This is a genomic window from Burkholderia sp. L-4 (genome assembly GCF_056856535.1).
Map to the genome: position 1 here is coordinate 2,012,315 of NZ_JBXEOX010000002.1, position 19,647 is coordinate 2,031,961.

14 protein-coding genes and 1 pseudogene are annotated in these 19,647 nt (G+C 67.6%); 10 read left to right on the forward strand and 5 right to left on the reverse strand.

What is annotated here, in order from left to right:
• Positions 1–67 precede the first annotated feature (67 nt).
• A complete protein-coding gene (locus tag AC1VVG_RS25840; RefSeq protein WP_034191555.1) occupies positions 68–850 on the reverse strand; it encodes a Crp/Fnr family transcriptional regulator in 783 nt (260 codons plus the stop codon).
• Between the two features lie 919 nt (positions 851–1,769).
• Here AC1VVG_RS25840 and AC1VVG_RS25845 point away from each other — a divergent pair.
• The 5 genes from AC1VVG_RS25845 to polX all read left to right on the forward strand — a co-directional run bounded on the left by AC1VVG_RS25845 (position 1,770) and on the right by polX (position 7,909).
• A complete protein-coding gene (locus tag AC1VVG_RS25845; RefSeq protein ID WP_034191554.1) occupies positions 1,770–2,552 on the forward strand; it encodes a Crp/Fnr family transcriptional regulator in 783 nt (260 codons plus the stop codon).
• A 2-nt stretch (positions 2,553–2,554) separates the two neighbouring features.
• Complete coding sequence (locus AC1VVG_RS25850) at positions 2,555–3,970, forward strand: undecaprenyl-phosphate glucose phosphotransferase (RefSeq protein WP_482836636.1); 1,416 nt, start codon at positions 2,555–2,557, stop codon at positions 3,968–3,970.
• 153 nt (positions 3,971–4,123) lie between these two features.
• Positions 4,124–5,296 carry a glycosyltransferase family 4 protein gene (locus AC1VVG_RS25855; RefSeq protein WP_034191553.1) on the forward strand — a complete coding sequence of 391 codons (1,173 nt, stop codon included), beginning with the start codon at positions 4,124–4,126 and terminating at the stop codon, positions 5,294–5,296.
• 301 nt (positions 5,297–5,597) lie between these two features.
• Positions 5,598–5,990, forward strand: a complete 393-nt coding sequence (locus AC1VVG_RS25860; RefSeq protein ID WP_473376367.1) for a TraR/DksA family transcriptional regulator — start codon at positions 5,598–5,600, stop codon at positions 5,988–5,990.
• A gap of 152 nt (positions 5,991–6,142) precedes the next feature.
• On the forward strand, positions 6,143–7,909 hold the full coding sequence (polX, locus tag AC1VVG_RS25865) for a DNA polymerase/3'-5' exonuclease PolX (RefSeq protein ID WP_482836638.1): 1,767 nt from the start codon (positions 6,143–6,145) through the stop codon (positions 7,907–7,909).
• Between the two features lie 53 nt (positions 7,910–7,962).
• Here polX and ald read toward each other — a convergent pair whose 3' ends face one another.
• Positions 7,963–9,078, reverse strand: coding sequence for an alanine dehydrogenase (ald, locus tag AC1VVG_RS25870; RefSeq protein WP_034191551.1), 1,116 nt, complete (start codon positions 9,076–9,078; stop codon positions 7,963–7,965).
• 284 nt (positions 9,079–9,362) lie between these two features.
• Here ald and AC1VVG_RS25875 point away from each other — a divergent pair, with 284 nt between their 5' ends.
• Positions 9,363–9,779, forward strand: a complete 417-nt coding sequence (locus AC1VVG_RS25875; protein WP_034191550.1) for a DUF3995 domain-containing protein — start codon at positions 9,363–9,365, stop codon at positions 9,777–9,779.
• 12 nt (positions 9,780–9,791) lie between these two features.
• Here AC1VVG_RS25875 and AC1VVG_RS25880 read toward each other — a convergent pair whose 3' ends face one another.
• Positions 9,792–10,376, reverse strand: coding sequence for an RNA 2'-phosphotransferase (locus AC1VVG_RS25880; protein ID WP_059556452.1), 585 nt, complete (start codon positions 10,374–10,376; stop codon positions 9,792–9,794).
• A 603-nt stretch (positions 10,377–10,979) separates the two neighbouring features.
• On the opposite strand from AC1VVG_RS25880, the gene AC1VVG_RS25885 reads away from it, so the two are divergent.
• The 4 genes from AC1VVG_RS25885 to AC1VVG_RS25900 all read left to right on the forward strand — a co-directional run bounded on the left by AC1VVG_RS25885 (position 10,980) and on the right by AC1VVG_RS25900 (position 16,840).
• Positions 10,980–11,720, forward strand: a complete 741-nt coding sequence (locus AC1VVG_RS25885) for a gluconate 2-dehydrogenase subunit 3 family protein (protein ID WP_034191685.1) — start codon at positions 10,980–10,982, stop codon at positions 11,718–11,720.
• Positions 11,720–13,498 (forward strand): GMC family oxidoreductase, encoded by a 1,779-nt coding sequence (locus AC1VVG_RS25890; protein ID WP_034191549.1) that lies wholly within the window; start codon positions 11,720–11,722, stop codon positions 13,496–13,498. The genes AC1VVG_RS25885 and AC1VVG_RS25890 overlap by 1 nt, the downstream gene beginning before the upstream one ends.
• Positions 13,495–14,916: a c-type cytochrome gene (locus AC1VVG_RS25895; RefSeq protein WP_482836640.1), complete on the forward strand. Its 1,422-nt coding sequence runs from the start codon at positions 13,495–13,497 to the stop codon at positions 14,914–14,916. The genes AC1VVG_RS25890 and AC1VVG_RS25895 overlap by 4 nt, the downstream gene beginning before the upstream one ends.
• A 208-nt stretch (positions 14,917–15,124) precedes the next feature.
• Positions 15,125–16,840: a cation:proton antiporter domain-containing protein gene (locus AC1VVG_RS25900; RefSeq protein ID WP_034191547.1), complete on the forward strand. Its 1,716-nt coding sequence runs from the start codon at positions 15,125–15,127 to the stop codon at positions 16,838–16,840.
• 78 nt (positions 16,841–16,918) lie between these two features.
• Here the strand turns inward: AC1VVG_RS25900 and AC1VVG_RS25905 are convergent.
• Both AC1VVG_RS25905 and AC1VVG_RS25910 read right to left on the reverse strand, forming a co-directional pair.
• Positions 16,919–17,275: pseudogene (locus AC1VVG_RS25905) on the reverse strand (SDR family oxidoreductase); the annotation flags it as partial.
• Between the two features lie 139 nt (positions 17,276–17,414).
• On the reverse strand, positions 17,415–19,307 hold the full coding sequence (locus tag AC1VVG_RS25910; RefSeq protein WP_482836642.1) for a peptidoglycan D,D-transpeptidase FtsI family protein: 1,893 nt from the start codon (positions 19,305–19,307) through the stop codon (positions 17,415–17,417).
• Between the last annotated feature and the right edge of the window lie 340 nt (positions 19,308–19,647).

Consider the following 19,647-nt stretch of genomic DNA (forward strand, 5'->3'; position numbering starts at 1 on the left):
GGCGTTCTGTTCGCCACCCTACAATCGGCTGACCCGGCGTGCTCGCGGTGCCGGGCCGGTCCGTCGATCACGCGCGCGATGCGGCCGGCACGCCCGAGTCGGCCGACAGAATGCGCTTCATTTCGTCGCGCACGATCGCGCGGCAGCCACACGACATCCTTTCGAGGCCGTCGAGGTCGGCAAGCTCGATCGAGCTGCGGTATTGCCGGATCAGGCCGAGCTTCTGGATTTCGCCGGCGGCATCCGTGACCGTTTCGCGCCGCACGCCGAGCATCTGCGCGAGCATGCTGTGCGTCACCTGGATCTCGATGCTGCGCGTGCGGTCGTACGCGAGCAGGAACCATCTGCATAGCTGATGTTTCAGCACGTGATGCCGGCTGCAGAACGTGATCTGCGACACCTGCGCCATCAGCAGACGCACGCAGACGAACACGAGATGGCGGATCACCGGCGATGCGTCGAACGCGGCGGCGAATACGCGCCGGTCGAGCCGGTAGACGAAGCCGTCGCGGCAGGCCACCGCACGGCAGGGCATCCGGCCGCTGCCGCCGATCACGTCGTCGCAGACCACGCTCTCGCTGCCGATCTCCGCCACCTCCAGCGTCATGCCGCCGGACGACACGTACTGCAGCGAGATCGCCGTCGTGACCGGCAGGTACACCGCGGTGAGCATTTCACCGGGTTCGCACAGCACTTGCCCCGATTTCAGGTGAACGAGCTGCAGGTGGGGTGCCAGCGTGGCGAGTTCGTCGCGGTCGATGGCCGCGAGAAACCGGTTGGCATCGAAGCTGTGGGAAAGCTCGATCATGCCGTTCGCGTAGGCGACGGCGTCGTTGGCCTGGAGAGTCACGGCACATCCTCGTAGGGTGGCGATCTCGCGTCGTCGTGGCGGTCCCGTGAAAACGGGATTCAGCACGATCGTGCGAATTTGTGTTCATCGAAAATCGAATGACGATGCTGCGAAAAGGCTAGCACGCGATTGAAATCGATCAATTGCACATTACGTCATCTTGCAAAGTTTGACGATTTTGGTCGAGTGCAAACGTCATGCGGATTTAATGGTTCATTTCCGTCGAATTAATCATCCGGAAATGGAATGCCGAGCTGGTCCGTCATTCGATCTTGTTCGGGAATCAATCGGATGACGGTGTGCATCGTACGTGAAAATCATCGGGGGCGCGTTGAACATTATTTGACAAATAAACGGGGCTCGCCTGAATGTCTATCAGAATCAATTGCTTGCATGCGATATGTGCGACAGGTAACAGAGTGCGGAATGCGTAAGCCGATTCAATTTTGAGACAGTTTCAAACGAGCGCATGAAGCACGGTGACGGCGGGAAGCGTCGTCTCGATCATCACGGAAACAATTGAAAATCGGCTGTAAGTGTTTGAACGACAAGCTTCGCGGCCCCGATCCGTTTGCCCCGGCTCGATGCAGAAGAATTGTTCAGTCAAATCAATTGCGGTGTCCGTCGCCGGAAGAGTGTCCGGAAATGAGACGCTTTTTATGGTGCGAGGCCGAATATTCGGGCGATCCAAATCGAGTGTGATTCATATATTAAGGATGGGCGGCTATTGGCACGTAAATCGCTTATTCGAATTCGCGTGTCGAAACGGGGCGGCCGACTCAATTCGGCGGTAACAAGTCGATGGTCGGTCGGAATCAGGGTTGTGGGCCGCAACCGTTGTCAACGTCCGGACGCGCATTGCGATAACGAGTTCCGTGCACGCGGCTGCAGGCGGTGCGGACAATAAAGGGATACAGACATGCTTCATCTTCACTCGAGCTACACGGCGAACGCCATCCTCGATGCACTCCCGGAGGACAGCATCCGCACTATCGCACCGCATCTCGAACTGGTCCGGATCAAGGCCGGCATGCTCGACCGGGTCGGCGAGCCGATGCGCCATCTGTATTTTCCGACGACGGCGATGATGTCGGTGCAGCACCTGATGGAGGACGGCGCGATGGTCGAGGTGGCGGTGGTCGGCCGTGAAGGCGTGGTCGGCCTCGGGACGCTGGTGGGCGGCATCGCGGCGTCGAACCGGGTCGAGGTGCGCATCGGCGGGATGGCGTATCGCGTGCCGAGTTGCGTGATGCGTGCCGAATTCGAGCGATCGCCGCAGACGTACCGGCTGCTGCTCAACTACTGCCAGGCGACGATGGCGCAGATCTCGCGCAGCGCGCTGTGCAACCGTCATCACTCGGTCAGCGAGCAGTTGAGCCGCTGGCTGCTGCTCGCGCACGACCGCATCGACGGCGACGAGCTGGCCGTCACGCAGCAGACGATCGCGAACATGCTCGGCGTGCGGCGCGAAGGCGTGACGGAGGCCGCCGGCAACCTGCAGGAAGCCGGATTGATTCGGCAGCGCCGCGGCCGCATCACGGTGCTCGACCGCGACGGGCTCGAACACCACGCGTGCGAATGCTACGACCTGATTCGCGCCGACTATCGCCGGTTGCTCGGGGCGCGCGGGAATGCGAGGCCGGCGCCGGTTCGCCCGCGCCTGCCGGAGGTGCATCGCGGATTCCCGGCACATGGTGCATGACGATGCAGTCGACGTCCGGTGGAACGAATGCGATGCGGCGTGCCGCGATCGCGGCGCTCGATGTCGTGCTCGTGCTGGCGGGGGCGCTTGCGGCGCAGGCCGCGTCCGGCCTCGCGTGGCGTGAGTTGTCCGATGCGCAGCGCGGTGCGATCGCGCTGCTGTGCGTGCTGACGGTGGCGCTGCTGCCGCGCTACCTGCGCGCCGTGCGTGGCGGCGTGGCGGTGCGGGGCGGCGCGCACGTGCTGACGCAGACGATGGTGGCGGTTGTCTGCGCGAGCGTGCTGACGGTGGCCGCCGCGATGTGGATCATGAATCGAGGCGGCACCGTCACGACACGCTGGCTCGTGCACACGGTGCTGGCCGGCGACGCGGCGTTGCTGCTCGGCCGCGCCGCGCTGCTGGCCGTCGTGCTGACACGCAACGACCCGCGTGCGCGGCAACGCCGTGTCGCCGTGGTCGGCGCAACGGCATACGGGCGCGTGGCGGTCGAGCGGATGCAGCTCGCGCCGAACGGCCCGTTCGTGGCGGCATGCGTCTTCGATGACGACGCACCGGCCGCCGCGGGCGGCATCGGCGGCGTGCCGGTGATCGACGACTGGGCCACGCTGCGCGACATGATCCGCAACGGCGAGATCGACGAAGTGTGGCTCACGTTGCCGATGTCGCACGAATGGCGGATCCAGCGCATCGTGCGCGAGTTGCGCGACGAGTTCGTCGAGCTGCGGCTGCTGCCCGATGTGCGGCAGATGGCGGTCGTCGATCGCTCCGCGACCGACGTGCTCGGCATGCCGGCGATCAATCTCGCGACCACGCCGAGCTCGGCGCCGGAGCTGTGGGCGAAGTTCGCGTTCGACCGGCTGTTCGCATTCGGCGTGCTGATTCCGTTGCTGCCGCTGCTGTCGATCCTGGCGATCGCGGTCAAGCTGTCGTCGCCGGGGCCCGTGCTGTTCAGGCAGCGCCGCAAGGGCGTGGACGGCCGCGAGTTCGACATCCTGAAGTTCCGGACGATGCGTGTGCATCGCGCGCAGCCGGGCGTCTTGCGGCAGGCCTCGCGCAACGACGCGCGCATCACGCGCGTCGGCGCATTCCTGCGGCGCACGTCGCTCGACGAGCTGCCACAGTTCTTCAACGTGCTGTTCGGGCAGATGTCGGTCGTCGGGCCGCGCCCGCACGCGATCGAACACGACGACCTCTATCGGCAACTGATCGACTGCTACATGTACCGCTATCGCGTGCGTCCGGGCATCACCGGATGGGCGCAGGTGAACGGCTATCGCGGCGAGACGCGCAAGGTCGAGGCGATGGCGGCGCGCGTGAAATTCGATCTTTTCTACATGCAGAACTGGAGCTTCTGGTTCGACATGAAGATCATCCTGTTGACGGTCGTGCGCGGCTTCATCGGCCGCAACGCTTTCTGAGGATGGCGAATCGTCCGGAAAGCCGGGCGTTGTGCGGTCGAACGTACCGACCGGATCGGCGGCGGCGGACACACTGACGGCACAGCAGCATTCCGCTCAGCGGGGTGTCCGGCGGCGCCTCATCGTGCCGCAGCCATCGGAACAGTCACGATCATGTCAACGTCGATTCGGGAGCGCAGCGCACCGGTACTGCAGGAAGCGCGCGCGGAACGGGGCGTCGGCGCCGCCGCGCAAACCGCGCGGTTGCGGCGCCTCGCAATCAACGGAAAATTCACGGCGCAGCGCATGACCGGCGTTCAGCGCGTGGCCTACGAACTGACGGCCGAACTCGCGCGCCTCGCGAATGCCGGTGACGAACCGTCGCTCGTCGTGCCGGTCGATCACGATCCGGCGGCCATGCCGGCCGGCGCACGGCCGCAGACCGTCGGGCGCCGGCACGGCGCGCTGTGGGAGCAATGGACGCTGCCGCGCACGACGCGCGGCCGAACCCTGTTGAGCCTGTGCAACATCGGCCCGCTGGTGAAGCGCGATCAGCTGCTGATGATTCACGATGCGGCGGTCTTCGATCTGCCGGCCGGTTATTCGCTCGCATTCCGTCTGTGGTACCGCTTCGCGTTCTCGATCCTGAAGCGGCGCGCGCGTCATATCGTGACGGTGTCGCATTTTTCGCGGGCACGGCTGGCCGCCCGGCTCGGGGTACCGCCGGCGCGCCTGTCCGTCGTACCGGGCGCGGTGGATCACATCGACCGGATCGACGCCGATCCCGGCGTGCTGTCGCGCCTGAATCTCGAGACGGACGGCTATGTGCTGTTCGTCGGGTCGCTCGCGCCGGGCAAGAATCTCGTGCGCGCACTGGCCGCGATCGCGTTGATGCGGGCGTCGCACCCGACGTTGCGCTTCGTGATCGCGGGCGGCGCCAATGCGAAGATATTCGGGGTACGGGAGGCAGGCCTGCGCGAGGACGATCCCTACGTCACGTGGGCCGGTTACGTGACCGATGGCGAACTGAAAGCGCTGTACGAGCACGCCGGATGCTTCGTTTTCCCATCGTTGTACGAAGGATTTGGCTTGCCGCCGCTCGAGGCGATGCGGTGCGGTTGCCCCGTCATCGTGTCGCACGAGGGCTCGCTGCCGGAAGTCTGCGGCGGCGCGGCGCTGTTCTGCGATGCCTATTCGCCGCCGGACATCGCCGCCGCAATCGCTCGCGTGATGGACGATCCCGAACTGCGGGCGCGGCTGCGCACGACGGGCCGCGAGCATGCGCGGCGGTACAGCTGGCAGCGCTCGGCGCGCGCGTTGCTCGATATCGTCCGTGCCGATACCTGACGGGCGGTGACGCGGTCCGACGCAACGGCTGGGTCGATCCCGGCAGCGTCTGCGTCGGACGAATCCGGCGACGCCGCGTTTCACATCCGTCCCCGATTTTCGGGCGCGCGGACGGCCTGCTGATTCCGGTCAACACACGCGTGTTCAATGGGTTTATCCTGCGTCGAATGCGTCCGGCGCTTCGTGCTGCCGGGCGCGTATCCGGACGCGCGGCGACGGCGGTCACGCAGTTTCGCCGCGCACCGGCGCGACACCGCGCGCCGTACGCTTTCGCGCGGAACCCGGAACAGGAGAGACGGCCATGTCGCTCGACCCACAACAACGGCAGACGCTGAAACAGCGGCTGAACGAGAGCGAGCAGGCGCTGCGTGCGGAGATCCGCGCGAGCGAGGACCAGCGCGCGTCGGAATCCTACGCGGACCTTGCCGGCGCGGCGCCGGACGAGGGCGACGAGGCGAACGCGGACCTGTTCGTCGACGTCGATCACGCATTGATCGGCATGAGGCTGACCGAACTGCGCGCGATCGGCCGCGCCCTGCAGCGGATGCGCGACGGCAGTTACGGCGAATGCATCGATTGCGACGGCGCGGTGGGCTACGAGCGGCTGCTGGCGCGTCCGGCCGCCGAGCGCTGCACGCATTGCCAGTCGATCTACGAGCGGCACTACGCGACGACCCCGCGCGCTTCCCTCTGACGTCGCGGCCGCAACGGCGCTGCACGCGATGCGCAGCGGGCGTACGATGAAGGACGGGCGCCCGGTGGCGTCGACCTGCGATGCCGACGGGCGGGCAGGCGCCGTGGCGCCAGTACGCGGCGCCATCCACGTGGAAGGGAGCCACGCCGATCATGCCGATCCACAATGCCGAGTGCGCGGCCGTATTCGCCGAGATCGCCGACATGCTCGAGATCCAGGGCGCCAATCCGTTTCGCGTGAGGGCCTACCGCAACGCCGCACGGACGATTGCCGACTACGGTCGCGATATTCCGACGATGATCGCGAACGGCGACGATCTCGGCAAGATTCCGTCGATCGGTCCGGATCTTGCGTCGAAGCTGCGCGAGATCGCCGCGACCGGCACCTGCGAGCTGCAGCAAACGCTGCGCCATGCGTTGCCGGGTGCGATCGTCGAGTTGCTCGACGTGCCGGGGCTGGGCGCGAAACGCGTGAAGGCGCTGCATGATGCGCTGCACGTCGATTCGCTCGAACAGTTGCGTGCCGAAGCGAAAAACGGTCACGTGCGCGAGCTGCCGGGCTTCGGCGCGAAAACCGAAGCCCATCTGCTCGAAGCGATCGACGATCGCCTGCAGCGCGAGCCGCAACGCTTCCTGCTGCCCGACGCCGCGCGGTCGCTGATGCCGTTGCTCGACCGCCTGCGCGCGGTCGCGGGCGTCGGCAAGGCCGTGCCGGCCGGCAGTTTTCGTCGTCGCCGCGAAACCGTCGGCGATCTCGACATCCTCGTCACCGCACGCGACCCGGCCGCCGTCGCCGATGCGTTCGTCGGCCACGGCGATGTGGCGCGTGTGCTCGCGCACGGCAAGACGAAGTCGAGCGTCGTACTCGCCAACGGTTTGCAGGTCGACCTGCGCGTGGTCGATGCCGATGCGTTCGGCGCGGCGCTCGTCTACTTCACCGGATCGAAGGCGCACAATATTGCGCTGCGCAGGATCGCGCAGGCCGGCGGGCTGAAGATCAACGAATACGGCGTGTTTCGCGGCGACGAGCGGATTGCCGGCGACACGGAGGCCTCGGTCTATGCCGCCATCGGGTTGCACGAGGTGCCGCCCGAGCTGCGCGAGGATCGCGGCGAGATCGATGCGTCGCGCGCCGGCACGCTGCCGGCCCTGGTCGAACGCAGGCATCTCCACGGCGACCTGCATGCGCATACCGACGCGTCGGGCGGCCGCGACGGCCTGCGCGCGATGGCCGACGCGGCCCGTGCGCGCGGGCTCGCTTATCTGGCGATCACCGATCGCGCACCGCCTGCCGACGGCGGCCGCCACGACTTCGAGTGGCTTGCGCGACAGCTGGACGAGATCGATCGCATCAATGCGTCGTTCGACGATTTCGTGCTGCTCAAGGGCGTGGAGGCCGGTATTCGCGAGGACGGCAGCCTCGAGGTGCCCGGCGCGATGCTCGGCCGGCTCGATCTCGTGGTCGGAGCCGTCCGCGATCACTTCGACTTGCCGCGCCAGGCACAGACCGATCGCCTGCTGCGCGCGATGGACCACCCGCATTTCACGATTCTCGCGCACCCGACCGGCCGCATGCTCGGCGAACGCGAGGCAGTCGAACTCGACGTGCCGCGCGTGATTGCCCAGGCCGCGGCGCGCGGCTGCTTCGTCGAACTCGATGCACAGCCGCGGCGGCTTGATTTGCCCGACATCTGGTGCCGCGAGGCCGCGCGGGCCGGCGTGCGGGTCGCGATCGGTTCCGATGCGTACGGCACGGACGAATTCGACAATCTCGCGTACGGCATCGATCAGGCGCGACGCGGCTGGCTCACGCGGCGGGATGTGCTGAACACGTGCACGCTCGCGCAACTGCGGCCGCTGCTGGCACGGACGATGGGCGAGGGCGGCGGGACGAAGCGGAGCCGGTCGAAGGGGGGATGAACGCGGGCGGCAACGCATGCTGCCCGCCGTGCGTTCATGTCATTCCGGCACGGTCACGCGAGCATGCCGGTCGCCGGCACATAGGGCAGGCCGAGCGCCAGCGCGACCGCTTCGTACGTGATGTGCCCGTCGCAGACGTTCAGGCCCGCGCGCAGATGCGGATCGTCGGTCATCGCCTGCTTCCAGCCCTTGTCGGCGAGCGCGAGCGCATGCCCGAGCGTCGCGTTGTTCAGCGCGAAGGTCGACGTGCGCGCGACCGCGCCGGGCATGTTCGCGACGCAGTAGTGCACGACGCCGTCGACGACGAAGGTCGGGTCGGCATGCGTCGTCGCATGCGAGGTCTCGAAGCAGCCGCCCTGGTCGATCGCGACGTCGACGACGACGGCACCCTTGCGCATCGTCGCGATCATGTCGCGCGTGACGAGGCGCGGCGCCGATGCGCCCGGCACGAGCACCGCACCGATCACGACGTCGGCGTCGCGCACGGCTGCGTCGACCGTATGCGCGTTCGAGCAGACGGTCGAAATCCGGTTGGCGAACACGAGGTCGAGCTGGCGCAACCGGTTGACGTTGTTGTCGAGCACGGTGACGCGTGCGCCGAGGCCGACCGCCATCTGCAGCGCGCCGGTGCCCACGACACCCGCGCCGAGCACGACGACGTGCGCGGCCGGCACGCCGGGCACGCCGGCCATCAGCAGGCCGCGGCCGCCGCGCGGGCTTTCGAGGTGGGTTGCCGCGACCTGGATCGACATGCGTCCGGCCACCTCGCTCATCGGCGCGAGCAGCGGCAGGCCGCCGCCGGGGCCCGTCACGGTTTCGTACGCGATGCAGACCGCGCCGGATTTCACGAGCGCGGCCGCCTGGTCGGGATCGGGCGCGAGATGCAGGTACGCGTAGAGGATCTGGCCGCGTCGCAGCATCGCGCATTCGGCCGGCTGCGGCTCCTTGACCTTGATGATCATGTCGGCGCGCGCGAAGACTTCGTCGGCGCCGTCGCAGAGCGATGCGCCGGCGGCGGTGTAGTCGTCGTCGAGCAGGCCGATCGCGGTGCCCGCGCCGCGCTGCACGAGCACGCGATGGCCGTGCCGCGTGAGTTCGTGCGCGCCGGCCGGCGTGAGGCCGACGCGATATTCGTGGTTCTTGATCTCCTTCGGCACACCGATCAGCATGAGTCGCCTCCATGGCCTTCATTATCGTTGTCGTGCGGTCGGTACGATGCTGCGGCGTGCCGACCGCGGTACTGGAATAACAGGGTAGTAGCGCGCGAAGGGAAGTCAAGCGGCCGGCCCGGGCGACCGGCACGCGCACTGCATCGCACCACGTGCTGCCACGGGTTGCGACCGCAGGTCGCAATGCACGCGTCGCCGGGTTTCGGTATCGTCATGCGTGGCGCGGGCCGGGGCCGCGCGCCGGAACCCTTCCGGCAGAACAACGAGACAAGGACACGAACGACATGACCGGCGCGTATTTCAGCGTGCCGACGCTTTGCGCGATCGCGCTCGTACACGTCTACTGGGCGTTGGGCGGGCGGCGCGGCAAGCGTGCGGCGATTCCGGAACTGGATGGCGTGCCGCTGCTGCGGCCGACCGCGATCGGCACGCTTGCCGTCGCGGCGGCGCTGCTGGGCGGCGCATGCGTGGTGGCCGCGCGTGCCGGCTGGCTGGGGCGTAACGCGTATCCCGGCACGATCGCGTTCGCGGTCGTTGCGCTCGCACTGATCTTCGCGGTGCGCGCCGTCGGCGATTTCCGCTACGTCGGCTTCTTCAAGCGCATTCGCGGGTCGCGTTTCGCACGGATGGACTCGCTGTATTACTCGCCGCTGTGCGCGGCGCTGGCGCTGTCCATTGCGTCGATGTTCTGGACGCGGTGAGCGGCGGGCGGTTCAACCCGCGGGCGCATCGATCGGCGCAAGGCATTCGGCCGGCACAGCGTCGGTCAGCCAGACGCCGTTTTCGGCAATGAAGAACGTGCGGCCCTGCCGGTGCATGCGCTGCGCGTCGACCTCGAGAATCACCGGCACGCCGTAGCGCGCGCCAACCGCCTGTGCCGTCCCGATGTCGGCCGACAGGTGCACGTGATGCCGGGCGCCGGGTTTCAGTCCTTGCGCACGAATCGAATCGAGGAAGCGCGTCGCCGTGCCGTGATAGAGGCGCTCGGGCGGCTGCGCGGCCGGATAACGCCGTTGCACGACGGGCGTCGAATGGCCCTGCACCGCGCGAATGCGCTGACCGTCGTCGGAAAGCGCGAAGCGCTGCTTGTCGCTGGTTGCACAGACGCTTTCGATCGTCGCGCGATCGAGCCGGTGTCCGTGACGGGCGGCGCCGGCAATCAACCGACCGATATCGGCCCAGCCTTGCGCATCGAGTTGCAGGCCGATCGCCTGCGGCTCGTGGCGTAGCAGGTAGCTCAGATATTTGCTGATGCTGGTCGAATCGGGCGCCAGCGATTTGTTTTTCCGGGTGTTCATGAGCGGCGGAGGCTACCAGGGTACGGCGCGCTCCGACGCCGTCGCGTGGTGCCGCGTGGCTGGAAAGAGACAGCTCTCCGGGTACGTCCTCCAGGCAACGAACGCCTGCCTGCCCCCTTCATCCACCTGCGATCGCGCGCATCCTTGCGCATTCCGGTTTTCAGATTTTTCAATTGTTGCGATTTTCGATGCATTGAATTGCATCGAACCCTGTAGCAATGGAACCGGTTCCAGCTATAATTCGCCGCACTCGTCGCCGGGCCCTAAAGAGGGTCGTGCACGTTGCGCTTGCCGTCGGCAAACGCGGCGCCTAAGTTGAACAAGGGTCATGGCGATGGCAGCAGATGCCGGTCGAAAGGCCGCTATTTGTCTGACGATAGGGCCCATTAAGAGGTCGATCCGTGCAGCGCGCCGCCGTCGCCGGCGCGACGCGCGGCCGCATGAAGGCGTCACCGTGCATCGCGCGGCCGTTGCCCGCATCGAGGTTGTTCGCAACATATGAAGAACAGGACGGCCAGCCGCATGCGGCACGGCTTCCGGCCGGCCACGCGGCATGCGGAATGCGCGTGGCCGGCGCCGATCCCCAACGATCAACATCCGACCATGTCCACGCCACCTGACAAACCCAACTCGCGCCGCCGTTTCCTGCGCACGTCGGTCGCGCTCGTGCCGATCGCGTCGGTCGCCGGCTGCGACCTGCGCTCGTCGTCGCCGTCCGCGACGACGGCCGGCAGCGCGCCCGCCGCATCGTCCAGCGCCGAGCGCGCCCCGTACAAGCCGACCTTCTTCGATGCGAAGGAGTGGGCGTTCGTCCAGGCCGCCGTCGACCGGCTCATCCCGGCCGACGCCGAAGGCCCCGGCGCGCTCGAATCGGGCGTGCCCGAATTCATCGACCGCCAGATGGAGACGCCGTATGCGCACGGCGCGACGTGGTACATGCAGGGGCCGTTCCAGCAGGGCGTGCCCGAGCTGGGTTACCAGTTGAAGCTGGTGCCCCGCGACATCTACCGGCTCGGCATCGCGGCCGTCAACCGTTATTGCGAAAAGGCGCACGGCAAGGCGTTCGCGGATCTCGACGCACCGACGCGCGACACCGTGCTCGGCGCGCTGGAGAAGGGCGCCGCGCAGATCGACGACGTCCCGCCCGGCGTGTTCTTCGGCCAGTTGCTGCAGAACACGCGCGAAGGTTATTTCTGCGATCCGGTGCACGGCGGCAATCACGACATGGCCGCGTGGAAGATGATCGGCTTTCCGGGCGCACGCGCGGACTTCATGGATTTCGTCAACCAGAGCGGCAAGCCCTATCCGTACGGGCCCGTCTCGATCAACGGGGAGCGCAGCTGATGGCCGCAGAGAAAAAGCCGCATGTCGATGCGGTGATCGTCGGCTTCGGCTGGACCGGTGCGATTCTCGCGAAGGAACTGACCGAAGCGGGCCTGAAGGTCGTCGCGCTCGAGCGCGGCGAATATCGCGATACGTACCCGGACGGCGCGTATCCGAACACGATCGACGAGCTGACGTACAACATCCGCAAGAAGCTGTTCCTCGACCTGTCGAAGACGACCGTGTCGATCCGCCACGGCCTGCAGGACACCGCGCTGCCGTACCGGCAGCTCGCCGCGTTCCTGCCGGGCGAAGGCGTCGGCGGCGCGGGGCTGCACTGGTCGGGCGTGCATTTCCGGATCACGCCGGAAGAGCTGCGCCTGCGCAGCCACTATGAAGAGCGCTACGGCCGGAAGTTCATCCCCGAAGGGATGACGATCCAGGATACGGGCGTGACCTACGACGAGCTCGAGCCGCATTTCGACTTCGCCGAGAAGGTGTTCGGCACGTCGGGGCAGGCGTACAAGGTCGGCGGCAAGGTGGTCGGCGACGGCAACGTGTTCGAGGCGAACCGCAGCGACAACTTCCCGCTGCCCGCGCAGCTCAATACGTATTCGGCGCAGCGCTTCTTCGACGCCGCCAAGTCGCTCGGCCTGCATCCGTACCGGCTGCCGTCGGCGAACACGTCGGGCCCGTACACGAACCCGTACGGCGTGCAGATGGGCCCGTGCAACTTCTGCGGCTACTGCAGCGGTTACGCGTGCTACATGTACTCGAAGGCGTCGCCGAACCTGAACATCCTGCCCGCGCTGAAGCAGGCGCCGAACTTCGAGCTGCGCTCGAAGTGCCACGTGCTGCGGGTCGACCTCGACGACACGAAGAAGCGCGCGACCGGCGTGACCTACGTCGATCCGGCCGGGCGCGAAGTGCACCAGCCGGCCGATCTCGTGATCGTGGCCGCGTTCCAGTATCACAACGTGCACCTGCTGCTGCTGTCGGGCATCGGCAAGCCGTACGATCCGGTCTCGGGCGAGGGTGTCGTGGGCCGCAATTTCGCGTACCAGAACCTGTCGACGATCAAGGCGTTTTTCGACAAGGATACCTACACGAATCCGTTCATCGGCGCGGGCGGCAACGGCGTCGCGGTGGACGATTTCAACGCGGACAACTTCGACCACGGCCCGCTCGGCTTCGTCGGCGGTTCGCCGCTGTGGGTGAACCAGGCCGGCGTGAAGCCGATCAGCGGCATCGCGACGCCGCCCGGCACGCCGCAGTGGGGTTCCGCGTGGAAGAAGGCCGTCAAGGACAACTACGCGCACACGATCTCGATGGACGCGCACGGCACCAACATGTCGTACCGCGACGTGTATCTCGACCTCGACCCGACCTATCGCGATTCGTACGGTCAGCCGCTGTTGCGGATGACGTTCGACTGGAAGGACAACGACATCAAGATGGCGCAATACGTGACCGGGCAGATGAAGAAGATCGCGGAAGCGATGGGGCCGAAGGCGATCAGCGTGTCGACGCGCGAGTTCGGCAAGCACTTCGATTCGCGCGCCTACCAGACGACCCACCTCGTCGGCGGCGCGATCATGGGCACCGACCCGAAGACGAGCGTGCTGAACCGCTACCTGCAGTGCTGGGACGTGCACAACGTGTTCGTGATGGGCGCGTCCGCGCTGCCGCAGGGCATCGGCTACAACCCGACCGGGATCATCGCGGCGCTGGCCTACTGGTCGGCACGCGCGATCCGCGAGCAATACCTGAAAAATCCTGCCCCGCTGGTGACCGTATGAAGAGGACGATGAATTCCCTCGCCACGCGCCGCATGTCCTCGTGGTCGCGTGCCCTGGCGGCCGCGGCGAGCTGGGCCGTGTTCGGCCTCGGCGGCACGACGGCCGTCGCGCAACCGGCGGCGCCCGCCGCGGCTTCCGGCCCGGCGGCTGCACCGGTGGCCCGGTCGGCCGACGCGAGCCTGGTCAAGCGCGGCGAATACCTCGCGCGCGCCGGCGACTGTATCGCATGCCACACCGCGAGCGGCGGCAAGCCGTTCGCCGGCGGGCTGAAGTTCGACACGCCGATCGGCGGCATCTACTCGACGAACATCACGCCGGACCCGAAGACGGGTCTCGGCGGCTGGACTTACGAGGACTTCACGCGCGCGGTGCGCGAGGGCGTGCGCAAGAACGGCGACACGATGTATCCGGCCATGCCGTTCCCGTCGTATTCGCGCCTGACCGACGACGACATGAAGGCGCTGTACGCGTACTTCATGCACGGCGTCGCGCCCGTCGAGCACGAGAACCGCGCGGTCGACATCGTGTGGCCGCTGTCGATGCGCTGGCCGCTCGGGATCTGGCGCAAGCTGTTCGCGCCGGCGCCGAAGCCGTTCGATGCGGCGCCGTACACCGATCCGGTGGTCGCGCGCGGCGCGTATCTCGTACAGGGCCTCGGCCACTGCGGCGCGTGCCACACGCCGCGCGCGCCGACGATGCAGGAGCGCGGGCTGACCGATGCGGACGGCCCTGACTTCCTGGCCGGCGGCGCGGCGATCGACGGCTGGGTGCCGACGAGCCTGCGCGGCGAGCCGCGCACGGGCCTGGGGACGTGGAACGAAGCCGAGATCGTGCAGTTCCTGAAGACGGGCCGCACGCTGCGCACGGCCGCGTTCGGCGGGATGACGGACGTGGTCGGCCACAGCATGCAGCACATGACCGACGACGACCTGAACGCGATCGCGCGCTACCTGAAGACGCTGCCGCCGCGCGTGCAGGGCGAGCAGCCGCACGTGTACGACGCGGCCGCCGCGAAGGCGCTGCAGACGGGCGACGCGAGCAAGCCGGGCGCGGCCGTCTATCGCGACAACTGCATGGCCTGCCACCGCAGCGACGGCCACGGCTACACGCGCGTGTTCCCGGCGCTGGCCGGCAACCCGGTCGTGCAGGGGGACGATCCGACCTCGCTGATCCACGTCGTGCTGGAAGGCAGCGCGCTGGAGGGGACGCGCACCGCGCCGTCGACCTTCACGATGCCGCCGTTCGGCTGGCGCCTGTCGGACCAGGAAGTCGCCGACGTGTCGAACTTCGTGCGCACGAGCTGGGGCAACACGGGGGCGCCGGTGACGGCCGCGCAGGTCGCGAAGGTGCGCAAGAGCGTGCCGTCGACGCGGCCGGAGCCGCCGCCGGGCGCGCGGTTCCCGCAAGCGTCGCGCTGACGCGGGCGGCGGGGCGCCGGCCCCGCCGGTCCGACCCGTTTTACGGCGCCGGCCGCGACGTGCGGCGCCCGTCGTTTCGCCGGGGTTGCACCCCGCAAAAGCGCGCGGCCGCGTGAATTTTTCGCGGCCGCGCGCCATTCTTCCGCCTCATCCCTTATCCTTTCACTCTTGAACCTTACTAAATAGTTACAAGAGCTTGGGAGGGGGGATGCCTCATGACGTCAGCCTGATTGCGTTGCTCGCGGCCGGTTTCGGTCTCGCGATGATCTTCGGTTACCTCGCGTCGCTGCTGAAAATGCCGCCGCTGGTCGGCTATCTGCTTGCCGGGATCGTGATCGGCCCCGGCACGCCCGGTTTCGTCGGCGACCTGTCGCTCGCGCAGCAGCTCGCGGAAGTGGGCGTGATGCTGCTGATGTTCGGCGTCGGCCTGCATTTTTCGCTCGGCGATCTGCTCGCGGTGCGCAAGATCGCGCTGCCGGGCGCGGTCGTCCAGATTACCGTCGCGACGCTGCTCGGCGGCGGGCTCGCGCTCACGTGGGGCTGGAGCCTCGGCGCGGCGCTGGTGTTCGGGCTCGCCTTGTCGGTCGCGAGTACCGTCGTGCTGCTGCGCGCGCTGGAAGGACGCGGGCTCGTCGAGACGGTCAACGGGCGCATCGCGGTCGGCTGGCTGGTCGTCGAGGATCTCGTCATGGTGCTCGTGCTGGTGCTGCTGCCGCCCGTCGCGGGGCTGCTCGGCGGCACGCCGCCCGGCGATACGCATGCGGCGGGCGGCAGCGTGTGGGGCACGCTCGGCGTCACGATGCTGAAGGTCGCGGCGTTCATCGCGCTGATGCTGGTGGTCGGCAAGCGCGTGTTTCCGCGCATTCTGTGGCTCGTCGCGCGCACCGGCTCGCGCGAGCTGTTCACGCTGTGCATGATCGCGGCCGCGGTCGGGATCGCGTTCGGCGCGGCGAAGCTGTTCGACGTGTCGTTCGCGCTTGGCGCGTTCTTCGCCGGGATGATGATGCGCGAGTCGGAATTCAGTCGGCGCGCGGCCGATGAGACCTTGCCGCTGCGCGACGCGTTCTCGGTGCTGTTCTTCATCTCGGTCGGCATGCTGTTCGACCCGAAGGTGCTGCTCGAGGAGCCGCTGCACGTGATCGAGGTCGCGGCGATCGTGCTGGTCGGCAAGACGCTCGCGGCCGTCGCGCTCGTGATCGCGTTCCGCTATCCGCTGAACACCGCGCTGACGGTCGGCGCGGGCCTCGCGCAGATCGGCGAATTCTCGTTCATTCTCGCGGGGCTCGGGCGTGCGCTCGGGCTCTTGTCGGCCGAGGGGCAGAGCCTGATCCTGGCGGTCGCGCTGATTTCGATCGCGATGAACACGCTGCTGTTCGCGATGATCGACCCGGCGCTCGTGTGGATCCGCAAGCATTCGGCGTTCGCGCGCAAGCTCGAGGCGCGCGACGATCCGCTCGCCGCGCTGCCGATGTCGACGCCGCAGACCCACTTGACGGGGCAGGTCGTGATCGTCGGCTACGGCAAGGTCGGCACGCGGATCGCGCATGCGCTGGACGAGCGCGGGATCGCCTATGTCGTCGTCGAGCAGAATCGCGAGCTCGTCGAGAAGCTGCGCGCGGACGGCATCGCGGCCGTGTCGGGCGACGCGATCGAGCCGATCGTGCTCGTGCAGGCGCATATCGCGCGGGCCGGGATGCTGGTCGTCACGCTGCCCGACGTGTTCGACGTGCGGCAGATCGTCGAGATCTCGCGCACGCTCAACCCGACGCTCGAAGTCGTGCTGTGCACCAACAGCGGCGACGAGGCCGCGCTGCTGTCCAGCGAGGGTGTCGGCACCGTGTTCATGGGCGAGACCGAACTCGCGCGCGGGATGACCGAGCACGTGCTCGGCCGGATGGTGAAGCCGGTCGCGGCCGCGCATTGACGGCGCGCGGCATCGCGCCGCGCACCGGGCAGCGCGCGGCGGCCCGGGCGGCCGCCGGCCCTGCGGGCTTCGGTGTCGGTAGAACGTCTCGAGCGCCGGTTCCCGCGCCATCACCACGCGATTGCCGGCCAGCAGGCCGCCGCCCACCGGCAGCGCGACGCCGGTGATGATCCGAGCGGCCGGCGAACTCAGGAACGGCGCGGCCTGCGCGACGTCGTCGGGCGTCGCGAAATCGTCGGGCGGATACCCCTTTCTCGATTGCTCGAACACCTGCGGATTGCGCCGCACGCGCGCTTCCGACGCGGGTGTCTTCACCGTGCCGGGCAGCACGATGTTCGCGCGCGCGCCGTCGCGGCCCTATTCGATCGCCAGCGATTTCGTGTCGCTGATCAGCCCGGCCTTGGCCGCGCTGTAGGCCGGATGTTGTAGTCGGGCGCACCGGCAAGGCCGCCTGCGGCGCGCAAATATTGCAGGAGGACGCGGCGGGAACCCTCAAATGATGCGGGGCGTTCCTGGAACGTGGGATGAAAGCGGGGAGGGGCGACGCGCATCCGGCATCGCCCGGACGGCATCGTCAGCCTGCGGCAGCCTTCGCCGGCGCGGCCGTGCCGGATCGTGCGGCCGTCTCGAGCGGCGCGGATGGTTTCCGCGCGGCAGCCGTCCGGGCCGGCGAGGCCTTCGGCGCGCCTACCGTCTTCTGCGGCGCAGCCGCTTTTGCCGGCGCATTCTTCTCGGGCTCGACCGGCGCATCGGGCGGTACGCCGAGCAATTGCAGCGAGCCGCTCGTGACCGACGCGAACACCGGGCCGGCCACCGTGCCGCCGTAGTAGCCCTTGCCGCGCGGCTCGTCGATCATCACGGCGACGATCAGGCGCGGGTTGCTCATCGGCGCCATCCCCGCGAACAGCGCGCGGTACTTGCCCTTTGCATAGGTCGCGCCGACCTGCTTGCGCGCGGTACCGGTCTTGCCGCCGATCCGGTAGCCCTCGACGCGCGCGCGGCGCCCCGTACCGCCTTCGCCGACCGCCATCTCGAGCATCGAGCGGATTGACGCGGCCGTTTGCGGCGACGTCACGCGGTGGCCGCGATGCGCGTCGATCGTCTGCTGATCGGTGCCGTTCTTCAGCAGCGACACCGGGTGCAGCGTGCCGTCGCCCGCATAAGCCGTGTAGGTCTGCGCGATCTGCAGCAGCGACATCGACAGGCCGTAGCCGTAAGCCATCGTCGCCTGCTCGATCGGCCGCCAGCGTTTGTAGCCGCGCAGCCGGCCCGACGCCACGCCCGGAAACGTCAGTTCCGGCGCGCGGCCGATCCCGTACTCCTGGTACTTGTTCCAGATCGTTTCGGCGGGCAGGTTCAGCGCGAGCTTCGCGAGCGCGACGTTGCTCGACTTCTGCAGCGCCTGCGAAACCGTCAGCGACCCGTGGTTCGACGTGTCGTGAATCACGGCCGGGCCGATCTTGTAGGTGCCGGGCGACGTGTTGATGATCGTGTTCGGCGTGACCTTGCGTTCGTCGATCGACAGCGCGACGACGAGCGGCTTGATCGTCGAGCCCGGTTCGAACGTGTCGATCACCGCGCGGTTGCGCAACTGCTGGCCGGTCAGGCGGGCACGATCGTTCGGGTCGAAGGTCGGGTAGTTCGCGAGCGCGAGGATCTCGCCGTTCTGCGCGTCGAGCACGACGACGCTGCCTGCCACCGCGTTGTTCTCGATCACGGCGGCCTTGAGCTGGCTGTACGCGAGCTGCTGGATGCGGCGATCGATCGTCAGCTCGATCGTCGCGCCGTGCTGCGCGGGGACGAGCGGGCGCGTATCCGACACGATGCGACCGAGCCGGTCGCGGATCACCTCGCGTTGCCCCGACGTGCCTTGCAGGCGTGCATTCGCCGCGAGTTCGACGCCTTCCTGGCCCTTGTCCTCGACGTTCGTGAAGCCGACCACGTGCGCGGCCGATTCGCCTTCCGGATAGAAGCGCTTCGAATCGGCGATCTGCGTGATGCCGTCGATCGCGAGCTTGTCGAGGCGGCCCGCGGTATCGGCGTCCACTTGCCGCTTGAGCAGCACGAAGGTCTTCTCGTTGCCCAGACGCCGCTTCACCTCGACGAGCGGCATGTCGAGCAGCTTGGCGATCTGCGGGTAGTCGGTATCGGCGACCTGTTTCGGGTTCGCCCAGATTTCATAGGTCGACAGGCTGACCGCGAGCATCGCGCCGTTGCGGTCGACGATGCGACCGCGCATCGCGTCGAGCTCGATCGTGCGCTGGTAGCGCTTCTGGCCCTGTCCGACATAGAAATCCTGGTTCGCGACCTGCACCCAGAAGGCCCGCGCGATCAGCGCGGCGAACGCGAGGAACACGACGATCACGATCAACCTCGAGCGCCACATCGGCAGGCGCGACGCGAGCATCGGATTCTTGGTCGCGGCCGCGTACGGATCGGCGGGGTGGGTCTTCTTTTTCACGCTCATGCAATGGCCGGTTCGGGCCGCCCGTCGGCGGCAAATCAGTCTGGATAATGCGATTGTAATAAATGAGTAAACGTCGTGTGGGGAAAGTGTGTTCCGGCCCCGTGAAAAAACGTCAAAACGGCGACTTGGCCGGACATGAAAAACGAAGGCGGCAAAAAAGCACGACGAAAGCGGGCGGCCGACGTCACGGCAGGTAACGGGGGGATGCTCGGCAGGGGGCGATCCGGGGAGGTGGATTCGGGTGCCGGTCGAGCGCGACCGCCGACGCAGCGCGATCAATTGCCCGGGCCTCGATTATTTCTTTATGCCCGAAAATGAGAAACGCCCCGAAAGGGGGCGT

Excerpts from the sequence above, each read along its gene's own strand:
- AC1VVG_RS25880 (WP_059556452.1), bottom strand. The coding sequence starts at position 10,376 with ATGAACACCCGGAAAAACAAATCGCTGGCGCCCGATTCGACCAGCATC.
- AC1VVG_RS25910 (WP_482836642.1), bottom strand. The coding sequence starts at position 19,307 with ATGAGCGTGAAAAAGAAGACCCACCCCGCCGATCCGTACGCGGCCGCG.
- AC1VVG_RS25885 (WP_034191685.1), top strand. The coding sequence starts at position 10,980 with ATGTCCACGCCACCTGACAAACCCAACTCGCGCCGCCGTTTCCTGCGC.
- AC1VVG_RS25900 (WP_034191547.1), top strand. The coding sequence starts at position 15,125 with ATGCCTCATGACGTCAGCCTGATTGCGTTGCTCGCGGCCGGTTTCGGT.
- AC1VVG_RS25855 (WP_034191553.1), top strand. The coding sequence starts at position 4,124 with ATGTCAACGTCGATTCGGGAGCGCAGCGCACCGGTACTGCAGGAAGCG.
- AC1VVG_RS25875 (WP_034191550.1), top strand. The coding sequence starts at position 9,363 with ATGACCGGCGCGTATTTCAGCGTGCCGACGCTTTGCGCGATCGCGCTC.
- polX (WP_482836638.1), top strand. The coding sequence starts at position 6,143 with ATGCCGATCCACAATGCCGAGTGCGCGGCCGTATTCGCCGAGATCGCC.
- AC1VVG_RS25890 (WP_034191549.1), top strand. The coding sequence starts at position 11,720 with ATGGCCGCAGAGAAAAAGCCGCATGTCGATGCGGTGATCGTCGGCTTC.
- AC1VVG_RS25895 (WP_482836640.1), top strand. The coding sequence starts at position 13,495 with ATGAAGAGGACGATGAATTCCCTCGCCACGCGCCGCATGTCCTCGTGG.
- AC1VVG_RS25860 (WP_473376367.1), top strand. The coding sequence starts at position 5,598 with ATGTCGCTCGACCCACAACAACGGCAGACGCTGAAACAGCGGCTGAAC.
- ald (WP_034191551.1), bottom strand. The coding sequence starts at position 9,078 with ATGCTGATCGGTGTGCCGAAGGAGATCAAGAACCACGAATATCGCGTC.
- AC1VVG_RS25850 (WP_482836636.1), top strand. The coding sequence starts at position 2,555 with ATGCAGTCGACGTCCGGTGGAACGAATGCGATGCGGCGTGCCGCGATC.
- AC1VVG_RS25845 (WP_034191554.1), top strand. The coding sequence starts at position 1,770 with ATGCTTCATCTTCACTCGAGCTACACGGCGAACGCCATCCTCGATGCA.